The sequence below is a fragment of the Staphylococcus sp. SA22 genome (genome assembly GCF_054165785.1).
The window spans coordinates 13,908-30,804 of record NZ_JBSZQY010000022.1; the positions used below are offsets into that span (position 1 = coordinate 13,908).

13 protein-coding genes are annotated in these 16,897 nt (G+C 35.5%); 5 read left to right on the plus strand and 8 right to left on the minus strand.

The annotated features are described in order from the left end of the window. Position 1: 1 nt before the first annotated feature. The 8 genes from sbnH to sbnA are packed head-to-tail and all read right to left on the minus strand — an operon-like array spanning position 2 to position 10,451. A complete protein-coding gene (gene sbnH / locus ACXQH5_RS12970; protein ID WP_001223705.1) occupies positions 2–1,204 on the minus strand; it encodes a staphyloferrin B biosynthesis decarboxylase SbnH in 1,203 nt (400 codons plus the stop codon). Further along, the gene (gene sbnG / locus ACXQH5_RS12975; RefSeq protein WP_001186805.1) at positions 1,204–1,980 is read right to left on the minus strand and encodes a staphyloferrin B biosynthesis citrate synthase SbnG; all 777 of its coding nucleotides are present in this window, start codon (positions 1,978–1,980) and stop codon (positions 1,204–1,206) included. Before sbnG ends, sbnH begins: the two co-directional genes overlap by 1 nt. Beyond that, a complete protein-coding gene (gene sbnF / locus ACXQH5_RS12980; RefSeq protein WP_078065131.1) occupies positions 1,955–3,805 on the minus strand; it encodes a 3-(L-alanin-3-ylcarbamoyl)-2-[(2-aminoethylcarbamoyl)methyl]-2-hydroxypropanoate synthase SbnF in 1,851 nt (616 codons plus the stop codon). The genes sbnG and sbnF overlap by 26 nt, the downstream gene beginning before the upstream one ends. Beyond that, positions 3,714–5,450, minus strand: a complete 1,737-nt coding sequence (sbnE, locus tag ACXQH5_RS12985) for an L-2,3-diaminopropanoate--citrate ligase SbnE (protein ID WP_001179894.1) — start codon at positions 5,448–5,450, stop codon at positions 3,714–3,716. Before sbnE ends, sbnF begins: the two co-directional genes overlap by 92 nt. Further along, positions 5,440–6,696 (minus strand): staphyloferrin B export MFS transporter, encoded by a 1,257-nt coding sequence (sbnD, locus tag ACXQH5_RS12990; RefSeq protein ID WP_000610137.1) that lies wholly within the window; start codon positions 6,694–6,696, stop codon positions 5,440–5,442. Before sbnD ends, sbnE begins: the two co-directional genes overlap by 11 nt. After that, positions 6,689–8,443, minus strand: coding sequence for a staphyloferrin B biosynthesis protein SbnC (gene sbnC / locus ACXQH5_RS12995; protein WP_001179415.1), 1,755 nt, complete (start codon positions 8,441–8,443; stop codon positions 6,689–6,691). The genes sbnD and sbnC overlap by 8 nt, the downstream gene beginning before the upstream one ends. Before the next feature lie 20 nt (positions 8,444–8,463). Then, positions 8,464–9,474 carry an N-[(2S)-2-amino-2-carboxyethyl]-L-glutamate dehydrogenase SbnB gene (gene sbnB, locus ACXQH5_RS13000; RefSeq protein ID WP_001078458.1) on the minus strand — a complete coding sequence of 337 codons (1,011 nt, stop codon included), beginning with the start codon at positions 9,472–9,474 and terminating at the stop codon, positions 8,464–8,466. Further along, entirely contained in the window at positions 9,471–10,451 is a 981-nt protein-coding gene (gene sbnA / locus ACXQH5_RS13005; RefSeq protein WP_000570804.1) for a 2,3-diaminopropionate biosynthesis protein SbnA, read from the minus strand. The genes sbnB and sbnA overlap by 4 nt, the downstream gene beginning before the upstream one ends. 230 nt (positions 10,452–10,681) lie before the next feature. Here sbnA and sirA point away from each other — a divergent pair, with 230 nt between their 5' ends. The 5 genes from sirA to spa all read left to right on the plus strand — a co-directional run bounded on the left by sirA (position 10,682) and on the right by spa (position 16,676). Beyond that, on the plus strand, positions 10,682–11,674 hold the full coding sequence (sirA, locus tag ACXQH5_RS13010) for a staphyloferrin B ABC transporter substrate-binding protein SirA (RefSeq protein ID WP_001045111.1): 993 nt from the start codon (positions 10,682–10,684) through the stop codon (positions 11,672–11,674). Positions 11,675–11,689: 15 nt separating this feature from the next. Further along, positions 11,690–12,685, plus strand: a complete 996-nt coding sequence (sirB, locus tag ACXQH5_RS13015; RefSeq protein ID WP_000924997.1) for a staphyloferrin B ABC transporter permease subunit SirB — start codon at positions 11,690–11,692, stop codon at positions 12,683–12,685. Continuing rightward, positions 12,682–13,680 carry a staphyloferrin B ABC transporter permease subunit SirC gene (gene sirC / locus ACXQH5_RS13020; protein ID WP_000136629.1) on the plus strand — a complete coding sequence of 333 codons (999 nt, stop codon included), beginning with the start codon at positions 12,682–12,684 and terminating at the stop codon, positions 13,678–13,680. Before sirB ends, sirC begins: the two co-directional genes overlap by 4 nt. A gap of 368 nt (positions 13,681–14,048) precedes the next feature. Continuing rightward, positions 14,049–14,801, plus strand: a complete 753-nt coding sequence (gene sarS, locus ACXQH5_RS13025; RefSeq protein ID WP_000876750.1) for an HTH-type transcriptional regulator SarS — start codon at positions 14,049–14,051, stop codon at positions 14,799–14,801. A 420-nt stretch (positions 14,802–15,221) separates the two neighbouring features. Beyond that, entirely contained in the window at positions 15,222–16,676 is a 1,455-nt protein-coding gene (spa, locus tag ACXQH5_RS13030; RefSeq protein ID WP_000728687.1) for a staphylococcal protein A, read from the plus strand. The last annotated feature ends 221 nt before the right edge of the window (positions 16,677–16,897 follow it).

The following is a 16,897-nucleotide window of genomic DNA, read 5'->3' on the forward strand; positions in this document are numbered from 1 at the left end:
GTTATTCATCCTCCTTTGTTTGCGTTAAATAAATAAATTCAGGATGTGGATGGCTTAAGAAATCGTGATGTGAAATAGACCATCCGTATGCACCTGCATATTTGAAAACAATAACGTCGCCTGTACTGATTGCATCTATCTGTACTTCTCTAGCAAAGACATCTTTCGGTGTACATAATTGACCGACTAACGTTGTGTCCTGCCTCGAAATTGAAACTTTTTCAAACGAATATGGATTGTCCTTATAGCGATAAATGTCAAAAGGATGGTTATGCTGCCAAGATACCGGCAGTCTAAATTGTTGCGTACCTCCTCTTAAAATGGCATACCAAGCACCATGTACTTTCTTAATATCTAGCACTTCTGTCACATAGTAACCAATATGTGCCACAATAAAGCGCCCACATTCAAAGTTCAATGTCACATCTTCCATTTCTTGCTCAACGATAAGTGTTTTAAAATTTTCTACAAAATTATCCCACTCAAATTGGCTAGTTAAATCTGCATAGTTAACCCCTATACCACCACCAAGATTGATATGTTTGAGTGGAAATCGATGTTTTTCAGACCATGCCTTTGCTTTTTTAAAATAAAGTTTCACTACATCGACATGTAAATTCGAGTCTAAATTGTTAGAAATAGAATGAAAATGAAATCCATCTAGATGAATATTTGGCATTGCTAGCGCAGCTTCAATGACATCATCAACTTCGTCTTCAGAAATACCAAATTGTGTTGGGCGTCCTGCCATATGCAACGTTGCATTGGGAAATGGTCCTGCTAAATTAACACGCAATAAAATGTGTTGTGTCTTATCTTCATCTTCTAAGATGGCATTTAGCCGTTGTAATTCATGCATACTTTCAACATGAATACGCTGAACACCTTCACTTACTGCATATCTTAGTTCCTCGTCTGTCTTACCAGGACCACCAAAAATAATATGATTTGCTGGTTTAAAAGCAAGACCTTTTGCTATTTCACCTTGAGATGCAACTTCGAATCCTTCAACATACTGACTAATTGTATCTAGTATTGTTCGTTCACTATTTGCTTTCATTGCATAGTACATCTGACAATTACTAGGCAATGACGATGTAATATGTTGCAAATGATGTTCCAGTCCGACTAAATCATAGATATAATGACAAACTGGATGAGATTGTGCTTTTAATTGTTCAATAACGGGTTGAACTATACGCATTAGTCTTCATCCCCCTTCTGTTTAGACGTCGCTAGAGATGCACTTAAATGGCGATATATTTTTCCACGATCATCACCTAAAATAAATGTTTGTACACCTTGTGCCTGCCATTTTGCAATATCTTCATCTTCACGTGGTAATGCACAAAAATGTTTACCATGTGCATTCACAACTTCAAAAATATGTTGAACATGTGATGTTACTTGATCATCACGCGTTTGCCATGGTATGCCAAGTGACTGGGATAAATCTGCGGCACCTTCGACTATCATGTCTAAACCTTCGACTTGTGCTATATCGTCAATGGCCATAACCCCTTCAACATCTTCTATCATGGCAATCACCATAATATGCTCATTAGCCATCTCCATTGCATCAAGTAATGGTGTACGTCCAAATCTTGCCATGCGACCACCATTCAAACTTCTTAATCCTTGCGGGTAATAACGACTTAATTTCACAATATGCTCAACTGTCTCACGATCTTTAACGTGTGGCACAATAATACCTCTCGCACCCATATCCAACACTTTAATGATATCTCTATCTATCACTGCAGTGACACGTACAATTGGTATAATATGCGCTGCTTCAGCTGCACGAATTAAATGCGCTAGTGTCTCATCATTAATCGCCACGTGTTCTGTATCAATCACAACAAAGTCATACCCGCTTGCTGCGATAACCTCTATCATTAATGGGTCCGGTATAGAATTAAAAATGCCATAAACTGAATCACCATTGTTTAATCTATGTTTCAGAGATAGTTGTTGCATCAGTAATACCTCCTACACCTAATGGATTTGTAACATGATGAATTCTTAACTCGGAGTCACTTAATAATCGACGTGTCGTTAACTTTTCAACTTGAATCGTAGGTTCAAACAAATCGAAATGTTGATAGTTATTCAACTCTGGAAATGCTTCTTGATACGCCTCGATGATGCCTTTAACCCATTTCCATTGCAGTTTCTCATCGATACCATATTGCTTTTCAATAAATAAGATGATTTCGGCGATATTAATAAAGAAAAATGCATCATGTAAAAAGTCGCGTACTAAACGTTCGTCATCTGTTTCAATAAATGAATTACTATTCACTTTTTTATGTGCTTCTGGCATTGGCTTTAATGTCAGGTGTGAAGCAGCTTCACTTAAATGCTCACGCTTAAAACGAACACCATCATGGAAATCTTTTAAGGCAATACGTGTAGGCCAACCATTTTCATGAATGAGCATCATATTTTGTGCATGCGATTCAAAGGCAATACCGTGATAATAAAGCATATGAATCATTGGACGAATCGCTACAGCTAAAAATTGCTTTGTCCAAGCTTCAGAACCATATTGTTTAATCCAATTTTCAATGAATGGTACACAATCCTTATCACTCGCATAAAGTGCATTAAATGGTATCGCATCCTCTTCATCGATTAACATATGATATATATTTTCACGCCATATAACACCTAACGCACCATAAACTTGAGTTTGTTTATAAGGCGAAAGTTGTGTATTTAAATAAGACTGTCCTAAGACTTCCCCTAGAAAAGCTGTCTTTAATTCATCTTTTAAATACGTATCTTGTTGCTGTATCTGCTTTAACCAATCCGTAATTTGCGCTGCATTTTCAATTGTATGAGGCGCCAACACTCGTTTCGTTGAAGTATTCGTTATACTTATTGGTACCTTTAAATAATATTTTGTCGTGTCTATTGGCGACATCGTACGAATCGATTGTTGAGGGTGATATAGCTCATCACTTTCCCCTAACCATAGTACTGTGCCATTAAGCCTTTCTTCAGCCAAATCAACTTGGATGACATGTTCAAACTGCCATGGATGTACAGGTATCATCTCAACATCATTTACATGTTTGCCAGACGTTTCAATTTGCTGTACAAAATGTTCATAAGTCTTATCGCCAACTTGTTGACGTAACATTTCGTTAACTACAACATTTCTTGATACCGTCGTTTCTACTTTATCTTTGTCGATAGCTAACCATTGCAGTTTAACGTTTGGTACAAAGTCAGGACCAAATTTCAAATTATCACTCAACGTAAATCCTAAACGTGATTTGTAACTTGGATGATACTGATGCCCTTCCATCGCATAAAATTCATAGTCGTTAAATGTCTCAGGTGTTGCTGGTGGGTTTGATTCTCGATACTGCATACTTTGCGTATCTTTTAGTTCTGTCTGTAATAACTCGACAATAAATTGTTCTAGCTTTTCATCATTTTTAGGAAATGTAAATACAACCTCTCTCAGTAATTGTGTATAGTCTGTTGTAGTATCTACCTCATCTCCTACGGCACGCTCAATTGGTGATGTGATACGTATACGATCAAAGCTATGTGTCTTTTCAGCAGTAAAACGATACTCTGAATCATGTCCTTCTATTGTAAAATGACCGACACCGTCTTGATATGACGCTTTATACACAACAATATTCTCATAAATAAGCGATGATACCAGTTGGTGCATCACTCTAGTCTTTACACGATTAAGAATTGTTTGATTCACAATACGATACCTCCTTGTTATGACAAATTGGATTTGGTATATGTGTATAAATAGGGTTTGCACCACAATCATTCAATTTACTCATCAAATTCGCTTTAGCCGCAATGGTCGGCGTTTGATATAAATCTTCAACACAGTCAACAAATACTGCGTTATTCGCGTATTCTTTTTTCCAAGTCATAAGACGATGCGCTACAAGTTGCCATAACACAACTTCATTCTTTGTCGCTTTACCAATGGTTGATACTAAATGTCCTAAGTGATTTACTACAACGTAATATTTAAGACGATGCCATGCTTCATCATGTGCATATACAACAGGGCTTGATGCTGCCACAACATTTGGCACAAGCTGTTTTTCAGTAGCAATCGTTCTAGATAGACAAATGCCTTCAAGATCTCTGACAAAGCATACGTCGGGTATGCCATCTTTTAATTCAATTAATGTATTTTGTACATGTGCTTCTAGACTAATGCCTGTGTTACTAAACAGCTTTAATATCGGCAATAATGTACGATCCAAATAACATTCAAGCCATGCTTCTGGTGCTAAACCACTTTGCTCAATCACTTGTGATAACTTAGACATCGGTGAATCAGGCATCGTTTCAAATAATGACGCCAATACATGAATATCTTTATCAGCATGGTAATTCGGTATCCCTTCACGAACAATCATGGCACTATTTGTTAATAAATCCATTTCAGGTTCAACTGTTTGCCCTAATGGATTCGGTAACAATGCACGATATCCTTCTTCAAACATCAATTTAAAATGGGGTGTTTCAACCTCATCTTTGACTGATGCGATAACTTGTGCGGCATCGATTGTCCGTTCAATTTGTTCAAGGTCATTCGTACGTATAAAATTAGTAATTTTAACATGTATCGGTAATTTCAAATAAATGTTTAATGCTTTTGAAAATACAGTTCTAACCGAAGACGTCGGGTACACTGAATCACCGGAAACACCAAGGTCTTTTATTAAACCTTGTTCACTATATTGCATATACTGTGGATGCTGTCGCAACACATTTATTTGATAAGGATGTATTGGTAATAAAATAAAATCTTTAGGTATCTCTGATATGTCTATATCTGCTAATTGATACAACACTTTCTCAACCTGATCTTCTTTACCTTCTACATAGCGCGTGAGCAGAACATCTTGATGCACAGCTAAATAATGCAATTGGAATGACGTATGACATTCGGGTGCATATTTCTCTAAATCTGCTTCTGAAAACCCACTTGCACTCTTAGGAGTCGGATGAAATGGATGACCTAAATATAAAGATTGTTCTGAAACGATATAGCGATCCTCTGCGTAGTCTATTGTGTTACTTTGCAAATAACGCGCCGTGCGATGAATGCTATTATCGATGTCAGACATAATTTGCGCCATATGTTGTTGCACTGCCGTTTGATTATCTGCACTTTGAGCCATATGTTGTAAAATACGCGCAATGGCTTCTTTATATGTTGTTAATTTCTTACTTTTACCATCAATAAGCCATACTTCTGGATGATACATATGATGCCCCATCGCAGACCAATAAGCGAATTGACCTGTTAACGTTTCGAGCTCAGATAATTGTATAGACCATTGATGATTTTGAGGTGGTACTTGATATAAATTTTCTTCTCTAAAATATTCATTTAAAATACGTTCAATAGCCGCATACGCTGCATGTTGTATTAATTCTTTATTTTGCACTTTTTTGTTTCAACTCCCATAATTTCATTAATGTGTGATCGTTGATTTGATTAGTGATGGTTGAACAAATTAAAAATAAACTACTTACTGCAAATACTACGCCCATAATGATAAATGTAGTAGCTGGTGTAGTATAACTTGTAATGGCAGCGCCACTAAGACTGCCAATAATTTGACCAACAACTAACATACTGTTCGTCGTTCCAACAAATGTGCCTTTAAGTTGCTGATGACAAGCATTTACAACAACAAACATGACACTTTGAATCAATGCACTATATGTTAATCCTTGAAGTATTCTTGCAGCCATTAAAAACTCTATATTCGTCGCTAAACCTTGCAGTATCGCACTACAACCACATGCAATCGTGGCAAATATATATACTGATTTAACATATGATTTATCATTAAAGCGACCCCATAAAGGCGCGCTTAATATCGAAGCCGTCCAAAATGCGGACTGTAAAAATCCAATCACACTACGGTCATCTATCGCTGTATGATTCACTGATGAAGCAAGTGGTGATAATGCAGTTAGCATGCCATACATAGCAAAGTTTGCTAAAACGCCAACGATAATAAATCGACATGTTTGTTGTGTGCATAATAGACATTGAAATGAACGGCGAATACCTTTATTAATATTTGGTGTTTGTGATTTTGGCATATGTGTCGTTTCAATCAATTTTAATGCACCGAAAATACAGACAATAAAAGTAATGACGGCAATACTCATCAGTAACGCACTAAAACCTAATATCGAAGCTGTAACACCGCCGATTAATGGTCCTACAAGAGACCCTGCACTGACTGAACTTTGTAATCTTCCTAATACCTTGCCACGATCTTCAGCTGGCGCCTCTGCACTCGCAAACGCACTTGATGCATCAACAACACCACCAAATAGTCCCTGCAATAACCTCACAAGTACAAACTGTAATGGTGTAGTACACAATGCCATTAAAAATAAGCATACCGCCAAACCAAGTAACGCTCTTAACACCATCCATTTTCGGCTAATCTTATCACCTAGCTTCCCCCATATCGGCGAAGCTATCATCGTCGTTACAGCTGGAGCAGCAATCGCTATACCACTCCACAACTGTATTTCTACGACTGATAGATTTTGTAGTGATGCCATATAAATTGGCAATAATGGCACAAGTACTGTCAGTCCAGCAATCGCTATAAACTGACTGAGCCATAAAATGCGAAAGTTACTGCGCCATATAGTCTGATTAATCATATGTCACCATTGGATTTGGTACGGTAGTTAAACCTGAAGGCATACTACCTCCACCACTATCACGTTGATATAGCAATGGTAATAGAATTTGTTTAAATGGCCACGTCTGTTTATCGAATAAAATGTGTCTGACAGCTAGCTGATCAGTTGTAACCCAGGAAATAGTTGCCACTTCATTTTTTAAAATTTGTTTTAACAACGACATAAGTTCATGCTCACTTACACCAAATAAATCTTGAATTGCATCAATAATGGCATATAGATTTACCGATACAGCTAATGTTTGAAAATAAGCAAAGAATGTTTCCAAATCTTCATTAATTAGCGTATTAGGTGTATCTTCTCTGACGACATACTTCGGCAATGAAAGCTGATGTGCTGTTAGCCATGGTTTATAAATTCTGACAGTATCATGATCACGTAACACGCATTTTTGTACACGTCCATCTTCAAATGACAACAATATATTTTGACCATGCAACTCAGGTAATGCGCCGTATTGCATAAATGATAGTGTTACCTTTAAAAAGACTTGTGCGATATCTTCAAATAACGTCATGACATCATTTTTAGAAATATTATCTTTTCCACAAATCATTTGATATAAGGTGCGATCATTTGCCGCGAGTGCTGCCATTGACACTAGCTGTTGCGTATCATTTTTGGCTAGCACTTCGGGATATTTTCTTAGCTGAACAGTTAAATGGCCTAATTGATCTTTGAAAATATCATTATCTTGACCCATATATGACCACCAAGCTGTTTCATCACAAACCATGACATACTTAGATAGTGTTTCATCTTTTTCTATAAGCTGACGTAATAATTGTTCTGCTTGTTCTCCGTTTTTCATGTAACGCGTAGGCGTTAGCCTTAATGCGCCTAATGACTGCATTGCAAATGGTACTTTGACATGGTTATACGGTGCGCCAATATCAATTAATGAACGCATACTTGAAGATGACAGATAATCTCCAAATTTTAACGGTAATAGTACAACCAACTTTTCACTAATCTCTTTCGCAAAGACGTTCGGCAGAATATGCTGATATTGCCAAGGATGTACCGGAAATAGTACATAGTCATCTATTGATAACCCTTGATCATTTAACATGTCTGTCGCTTGTTCTTTTATAGGTGCTGTCAAATTTTCTAATTCATCAATATTTGCAGTATCGCCATGAATCATATGTGTCTTTTTAACTGCTGCAACCATTAAAGGAAATGATTGATTTAATTCAGCTTGATACACTTGATAATCCGCTTCTCTTAATCCTCTTTTTTCTTTAGCTAATGGATGAAATGGACGATCTTTTAAACTTGCAAACTGTTCGGACATCACAAAAGGATGAGACGCTAAATCTAATTCTGATAATTGTTTAGTAAGCTGTTTGGCAGCAGTAGTCAGTCCTTCTTCAACGCGAGCCACTTCCCATTCATGACTTAAATCACGATTCATTTTGACGATTGTTTGCCAAAATTCAGCTGCCGTTAAAGGTTGCTTAGACAGCCTTCCCTCTATCGTAATTGGTTGTGAACTTTCATAACGAAACATATTTAAAGCACTAAAATAAACAGGTATCTTTATTTGTTGTGTTTCACGTTTGTATATCAAAAGCGTTTGTCCATTTTCTTTAGTAATCTCACTATTCGATACAATTCCGGCTATATCTTCAAATAATAATGCATCAACTAAATCTCTTAATATTATCGTTTGTGCTGTATTGACTGCTGTATGATTCTGCAATGTTCAGACACCTCGCATTCTTAATATAGGTTCAATGTTGTCCCAATATTTTGTTGTTGTGCCTGTTGATAAATAAAGTAAGCACTTGAAATATCTTCGATAGCCATACCCATCGGATTAAGTAATATGATTTCATCATCGTCTTCACGTCCTGGTACGTCACCTGTCACAAGTTGTCCTAGTTCAGCATGAAGTGCTTCTTTGCTAAATTTACCTTCTAACACCAATTGGTTAATAGTTTTCTTTTCTCGATTACATTGTGACCAGTCATCTACTACGACTTTGTCAGCTTTAATAAAGACTTCTTTATGCACATCCATGATAGAAATGTTGCTAATAAATGCACCTTTTTGTAACCAATCATATTCAATGTATGGTTGATCCGTTACGGTACATGTAATGACTACTTCACCATTTGATACTGCTTCTTTAGCATTTTCTGTCGCAATAAAATTAATTTCCGGACGCTGTTGTTGCCATCTATCAACAAAGCGTGCACATGCTTCAGAGAATTGATCGTAAACAAACACGCGTTCAATATGATCGAATTGCTCTAACATACTTTGTAATTGCTTGTCTCCGATTAGCCCGCAACCAATGATTGTTAAGTCTTTAAATCCTTTTTTAGCCAAATGCTTAGCTGCAATCACTGAAACTGCTGCAGTACGCATACTACTAATCAAACTTGCTTCCATAACTGCAATTGGATAATTCGTTTCTGGATCATTCAAAATAATGACACCACTTGCACGCTCCATATTACGTTTCGATGGATTGTCGTGCTTACTACCTATCCACTTAATACCTGAAATTGCGTGTTCACCACCGATATGACTTGGCATTGCAATAATTCGATCTGCGATGTGTCCATTTTCAGGATCCTGTCTTAAATACGGCTTAAGCGGTTGTACAAAATCATTGTGCGCATGCGCTGTTAATGCTTCTGTTAATGCGTCCACATAAACTTGTGAATGATTTCCTCCCGCTTGTTCAATATCTGATCTATTTAAATACAACATCTCTCTATTCATTCTGATTTAACTCCTTGTCTTGATTTCATTTTTTCTAACCATGTATCTGAATAAACTAAATCTAAGTAACGATCGCCTCGATCTGGTAAAATCGTGACAATTGTTGCACCTTCTTCAATTGACGTTATCAACTGCTCAATCGCTGCAATAATCGAACCTGTTGAACCTCCGGCAAATATACCTTCATAATCAATCAGTTTTCGACAGCCCAAAGCAGATTGATAATCATCTACATGGATCACTTGATTAATTTCTGATCTATTCAATATTTCGGGTACACGACTAGCACCGATACCAGGTAATTCTCTATTAATAGGTTTGTCACCAAAAATGACTGACCCTTTCGCATCAACAGCAACAATTTGTGCGTTTGGATGCACTTCTTTTATTTTTCTACTCATACCCATAATGCTACCTGTCGTGCTGACTGGCGCGACAAAATAATCTATAGGTTGCTTAATTGTTTCAACAATCTCTGTGCCTGCACCATGATAATGGGATTGCCAATTTAACTCATTCGCATATTGATTAATCCAATATGCATCGTCAATAGTGGCTAACAGTTCTTGCACCTTTGCAATACGAGTCATTAAATAACCCCCATGTGCATCAGGTTCTTCAACCATTTCTACATTGGCACCATAACTTTTAATAATTTTCAAATTTGTTGGTGATATTTTAGGATCAACAACACACGTGAGTTTTAATCCCTTGATTTTAGCTATCATTGCCAACGCAATGCCTAAATTACCAGAAGTACTTTCAATTAAATGTGTATCCTCAGTGATTAAACCATGTTTAATACCATGTTCAATGATGTACTTGGCAGGTCGATCTTTCATGCTGCCTCCAGGATTCATATACTCTAACTTTGCAAACACTTCATGTTTCGGAAATAGTTGATGAAGTTGAACCATAGGTGTTTGCCCTACAGAATCTAACAATGAATCGTGACATGCTTGACTTTTTTCAATCAAAAGCGCTTCCTCCTCAAATTTAAAATTCTATAATATTGTGTGTTACCTAATTGATAATGATTCTCACTATCAAGTAATTAGGATTATATTTTTTATGCATTTATATGTCAAATAATTATAAGTTGCATGTAAATCATAAATATTTTATTGACTTAGGAAAAAATTTAATTCATACTAAACCGTGATAATGATTCTCATTGTCATACATCACGAAGGAGGCTAATTAGTCAATGAATAAAGTAATTAAAATGCTTGTTGTTACGCTTGCTTTCCTACTTGTTTTAGCAGGATGTAGTGGGAATTCAAATAAGCAATCATCTGATAACAAAGATAAGGAAACAACTTCAATTAAACATGCAATGGGTACAACTGAAATTAAAGGGAAACCAAAGCGTGTTGTTACGCTATATCAAGGTGCCACTGACGTCGCTGTATCTTTAGGTGTTAAACCTGTAGGTGCTGTAGAATCATGGACACAAAAACCGAAATTCGAATACATAAAAAATGATTTAAAAGATACTAAGATTGTAGGTCAAGAACCTGCGCCTAACTTAGAGGAAATCTCTAAATTAAAACCGGACTTAATTGTCGCGTCAAAAGTTAGAAATGAAAAAGTTTACGATCAATTATCTAAAATCGCACCAACAGTTTCTACTGATACAGTTTTCAAATTCAAAGATACAACTAAGTTAATGGGGAAAGCTTTAGGGAAAGAAAAAGAAGCTGAAGATTTACTTAAAAAGTACGATGATAAAGTAGCTGCATTCCAAAAAGATGCAAAAGCAAAGTATAAAGATGCATGGCCATTGAAAGCTTCAGTTGTTAACTTCCGTGCTGATCATACAAGAATTTATGCTGGTGGATATGCTGGTGAAATCTTAAATGATTTAGGATTCAAACGTAATAAAGACTTACAAAAACAAGTTGATAATGGTAAAGATATTATCCAACTTACATCTAAAGAAAGCATTCCATTAATGAACGCTGATCATATTTTTGTAGTAAAATCAGATCCAAATGCGAAAGATGCTGCATTAGTTAAAAAGACTGAAAGCGAATGGACTTCAAGTAAAGAGTGGAAAAATTTAGACGCAGTTAAAAACAACCAAGTATCTGATGATTTAGATGAAATCACTTGGAACTTAGCTGGCGGATATAAATCATCATTAAAACTTATTGACGATTTATATGAAAAGTTAAATATTGAAAAACAATCAAAATAATTAAGGAGTTTTACGATGCTACTTAAACCAAAATACCAAATCGTTATTGCTGGTTTATGTCTTGCAATAGTAGCTATCTTAAGTTTAATGATTGGAAATACGCTTGTGTCACCAGGTACGGTGATACAGGCGTTATTCAACTTTGATAGTGAAAACGATTTACATGATGTTGTCACTGGTGCACGGGCGTCGAGAACAATCATTGCGTTATTGACTGGTGCTGCCCTTGCTGTCTCAGGTTTGTTGATGCAAGCACTTACACGAAACCCAATAGCATCACCAGGGCTTTTCGGTGTCAATGCAGGCGCAGTATTTTTTGTCATCTTTAGTATTACATTTATCCAAATTCAATCTTTTAAAATGATTGTTGTCATCGCATTTTTGGGGGCTATTGTTGTTACAGTCTTAGTCGTTGCACTAGGTATGTTTAGACAAACCCTATTTTCACCTCATCGCGTCATTTTGGCAGGTGCTGCGATTGCGATGCTATTTACAGCCTTTACTCAAGGCATACTTATTATGAACGAAACAGACTTACAAGGCCTATTATTTTGGTTGAGTGGCTCCGTTTCATTACGTAACATTTGGGATATCCCATGGATTATTCCGCTTGTATTGATACTTATTTTAATTGCATTTAGCATGGCTGCACACATCAACATCTTGATGACAAGTGACGACATTGCAACCGGCCTCGGTCAAAACATAAAATTAATCAAATGGATGATTATTATGCTTATCAGTATGTTAGCCGGTATTTCGGTAGCCGTAGCTGGATCAATCGTCTTTGTGGGTCTTATCGTACCGAATATTAGTAAACGATTATTGCCACCAAACTATAAGTATTTAATTCCTTTTACTGCATTAGCTGGAGCAATCCTAATGATCATTTCAGACATTGTTGCTCGTATAATAATTAAGCCACTAGAGTTGCCTATCGGTGTCGTTACCGCTGTCATTGGCGCTATTGTCTTAATCTATATTATGAAGAAAGGACGTCAACGCTTATGACCGAAAAGATTAATAAAAAAGACAATTACCATCTCATCTTCGCGTTAATCTTTTTAGCCATCGTTTCAGTGGTAAGTATGATGATTGGTTCAAGCTTTATACCATTACAACGCGTACTGATGTACTTTATAAATCCAAATGACAGTATAGATCAATTCACTTTAGAAGTATTACGCTTACCTCGCATTACACTTGCGATATTAGCTGGTGCCGCACTAGGGATGAGTGGTTTAATGTTACAAAATGTATTGAAAAATCCAATTGCCTCACCAGATATTATCGGAATCACAGGTGGTGCTAGCTTAAGTGCTGTTGTCTTTATTGCATTTTTCAGCCATTTAACGATACATTTACTTCCACTATTTGCAGTATTAGGTGGCGCAGTTGCAATGATGATACTATTAGTGTTTCAAACGAAAGGACAAATACGCCCGACAACACTCATAATCATCGGTATTTCGATGCAAACGTTGTTTATTGCGCTTGTCCAAGGATTACTCATTACAACGAAGCAATTATCTGCTGCCAAAGCATATACATGGCTAGTCGGAAGTCTTTACGGTGCTACGTTTAAAGATACAATCATTTTGGGTATGGTTATTTTAGCTGTTGTGCCGTTGTTATTTCTTGTTATACCAAAAATGAAAATATCTATACTTGATGACCCTGTAGCGATTGGCTTAGGCTTACATGTGCAACGTATGAAACTAATCCAATTAATCACTTCTACTATACTCGTATCTATGGCAATCAGTTTAGTAGGTAACATTGGGTTTGTCGGTTTAATCGCACCACATATCGCGAAAACAATCGTTCGCGGAAGTTATGCTAAAAAGTTACTAATGTCAGCAATGATTGGTGCCATATCAATTGTTATTGCAGACTTAATTGGACGCACCCTATTCTTGCCTAAAGAAGTGCCGGCAGGTGTATTCATTGCTGCGTTTGGTGCACCATTCTTCATATACTTATTATTAACCGTGAAAAAGTTATAATGATATTATTAAAACAAAATGACCTCACAACAACGTTAGCAAAATGATTCAGCTAACTAACAGTTGCGAGGTTTTTTTATACATATAGTTGTTGTTAATGTTAACAAGCGTCGACTTTCTTAATTACATATTAATACTTTATATACAAATAACACCGACTCATATTCTATAATATCAATCAATATTCTTCGATTTTTCAAATATCGATAGCTATTTCTTATTTAAATATAGTGTTTGATAATGTCATTTATTCAAAAACACAAATTTTAACAAAAATATCATATTATTTTTAATTGTAAATTATGGATTATTTTTCTTATTATATTGTGTTATATTAAAATAAAGTGCATATACAAGGAGATAAAACAATAAAATATAATAACCATGACAAAATTAGAGATTTTATAATCATTGAAGCATATATGTTTCGTTTTAAGAAAAAAGTCAAGCCTGAAGTCGATATGACTATAAAAGAATTTATATTACTGACTTATTTATTTCATCAGCAAGAAAACACACTTCCATTTAAGAAGATTGTTTCAGATTTATGTTATAAACAATCAGATTTAGTACAGCATATAAAAGTACTTGTGAAACATTCATATATTAGTAAAGTTCGAAGTAAAATTGACGAGCGTAATACTTACATTTCAATATCTGAAGAACAACGAGAGAAAATTGCAGAACGTGTTAAATTGTTTGATCAAATCATTAAACAATTTAACCTTGCAGATCAAAGTGAATCACAGATGATACCAAAAGATAGTAAAGAATTTCTAAACTTGATGATGTATACAATGTATTTCAAGAATATTATCAAAAAGCATATAACATTAAGTTTTGTAGAATTCACAATTCTAGCTATTATCACTTCTCAAAATAAAAACATCGTTCTTCTTAAAGATTTAATTGAAACAATCCACCATAAATACCCTCAAACTGTTAGAGCTCTCAATAATTTAAAAAAGCAAGGCTATCTAATAAAAGAACGCTCAACTGAAGATGAAAGAAAAATTTTAATTCATATGAATGACGCGCAGCAAGACCATGCTGAACAATTATTAGCTCAAGTGAATCAATTATTAGCAGATAAAGATCATTTACATCTTGTTTTTGAATAATATCTCTATTACGCAAGTGTGCTGTATTCTAAAGTGCACTTGTGTTTTCTATTTTTTAATAAAACCTCAGCACATTATGAACAACTTTCTATTTTCTATATCTCTTAAAACCATTTCCGAAATTAAACCTCAGCACATTCAAAGCCCCACTTTATTCTTAAAAATATTTTTTAACTTATATACATTAAAACGCTTTCATTATAAAAAATATCTCTATATTTTATCTGTTTTTATTAATCGAAATAGCGTGATTTTGCGGTTTTAAGCCTTTTACTTCCTGAATAAATCTTTGAGCAAAATATTTATTTTATAAGTTGTAAAACTTACATTTAAATTTAATTATAAATATAGATTTTAGTATTGCAATACATAATTCGTTATATTATGATGACTTTACAAATACATACAGGGGGTATTAATTTGAAAAAGAAAAACATTTATTCAATTCGTAAACTAGGTGTAGGTATTGCATCTGTAACTTTAGGTACATTACTTATATCTGGTGGCGTAACACCTGCTGCAAATGCTGCGCAACACGATGAAGCTCAACAAAATGCTTTTTATCAAGTGTTAAATATGCCTAACTTAAACGCTGATCAACGTAATGGTTTTATCCAAAGCCTTAAAGATGATCCAAGCCAAAGTGCTAACGTTTTAGGTGAAGCTAAAAAACTTAATGACTCTCAAGCTCCAAAAGCTGATGCGCAACAAAATAACTTCAACAAAGATCAACAAAGCGCCTTCTATGAAATTTTGAACATGCCTAACTTAAACGAAGCGCAACGCAATGGTTTCATTCAAAGTCTTAAAGACGATCCAAGCCAAAGCACTAACGTTTTAGGTGAAGCTAAAAAATTAAATGAATCTCAAGCATCGAAAGCTGACAACAATTTCAACAAAGAACAACAAAATGCTTTCTATGAAATCTTGAACATGCCTAACTTGAACGAAGAACAACGCAATGGTTTCATCCAAAGCTTAAAAGATGACCCAAGTCAAAGTGCTAACCTATTGTCAGAAGCTAAAAAGTTAAATGAATCTCAAGCACCGAAAGCTGATAACAAATTCAACAAAGAACAACAAAATGCTTTCTATGAAATCTTACATTTACCTAACTTAAACGAAGAACAACGCAATGGTTTCATCCAAAGCTTAAAAGATGACCCAAGCCAAAGTGCTAACCTTTTAGCAGAAGCTAAAAAGCTAAATGATGCTCAAGCACCAAAAGCTGACAACAAATTCAACAAAGAACAACAAAATGCTTTCTATGAAATTTTACATTTACCTAACTTAACTGAAGAACAACGTAACGGCTTCATCCAAAGCCTTAAAGACGATCCTTCAGTGAGCAAAGAAATTTTAGCAGAAGCTAAAAAGCTAAACGATGCTCAAGCACCAAAAGAGGAAGACAATAACAAGCCTGGTAAAGAAGACAACAACAAACCTGGCAAAGAAGACGGCAACAAGCCTGGTAAAGAAGACAACAACAAACCTGGCAAAGAAGACGGCAACAAGCCTGGTAAAGAAGATGGCAACAAACCTGGTAAAGAAGACAACAAAAAACCTGGTAAAGAAGACGGCAACGGAGTACATGTCGTTAAACCTGGTGATACAGTAAATGACATTGCAAAAGCAAACGGCACTACTGCTGACAAAATTGCTGCAGATAACAAATTAGCTGATAAAAACATGATCAAACCTGGTCAAGAACTTGTTGTTGATAAGAAGCAACCAGCAAACCATGCAGATGCTAACAAAGCTCAAGCATTACCAGAAACTGGTGAAGAAAATCCATTCATCGGTACAACTGTATTTGGTGGATTATCATTAGCGTTAGGTGCAGCGTTATTAGCTGGACGTCGTCGCGAACTATAAAAACAAACAATACACAACGATAGATATCATTTTATCCAAACCAATTTTAACTTATATACGTTGATTAACACATTCTTATTTGAAATGATAAGAATCATCTAAATGCACTGAGCAACAAAAGATGTTGCTCAGTGCATTTTTTATTTATGAAAAGAAAACCATACGCTATGCGTATGGTTCAGAAAAGGTTCTACCATTGTCACAAAAAATGCATCTCTACG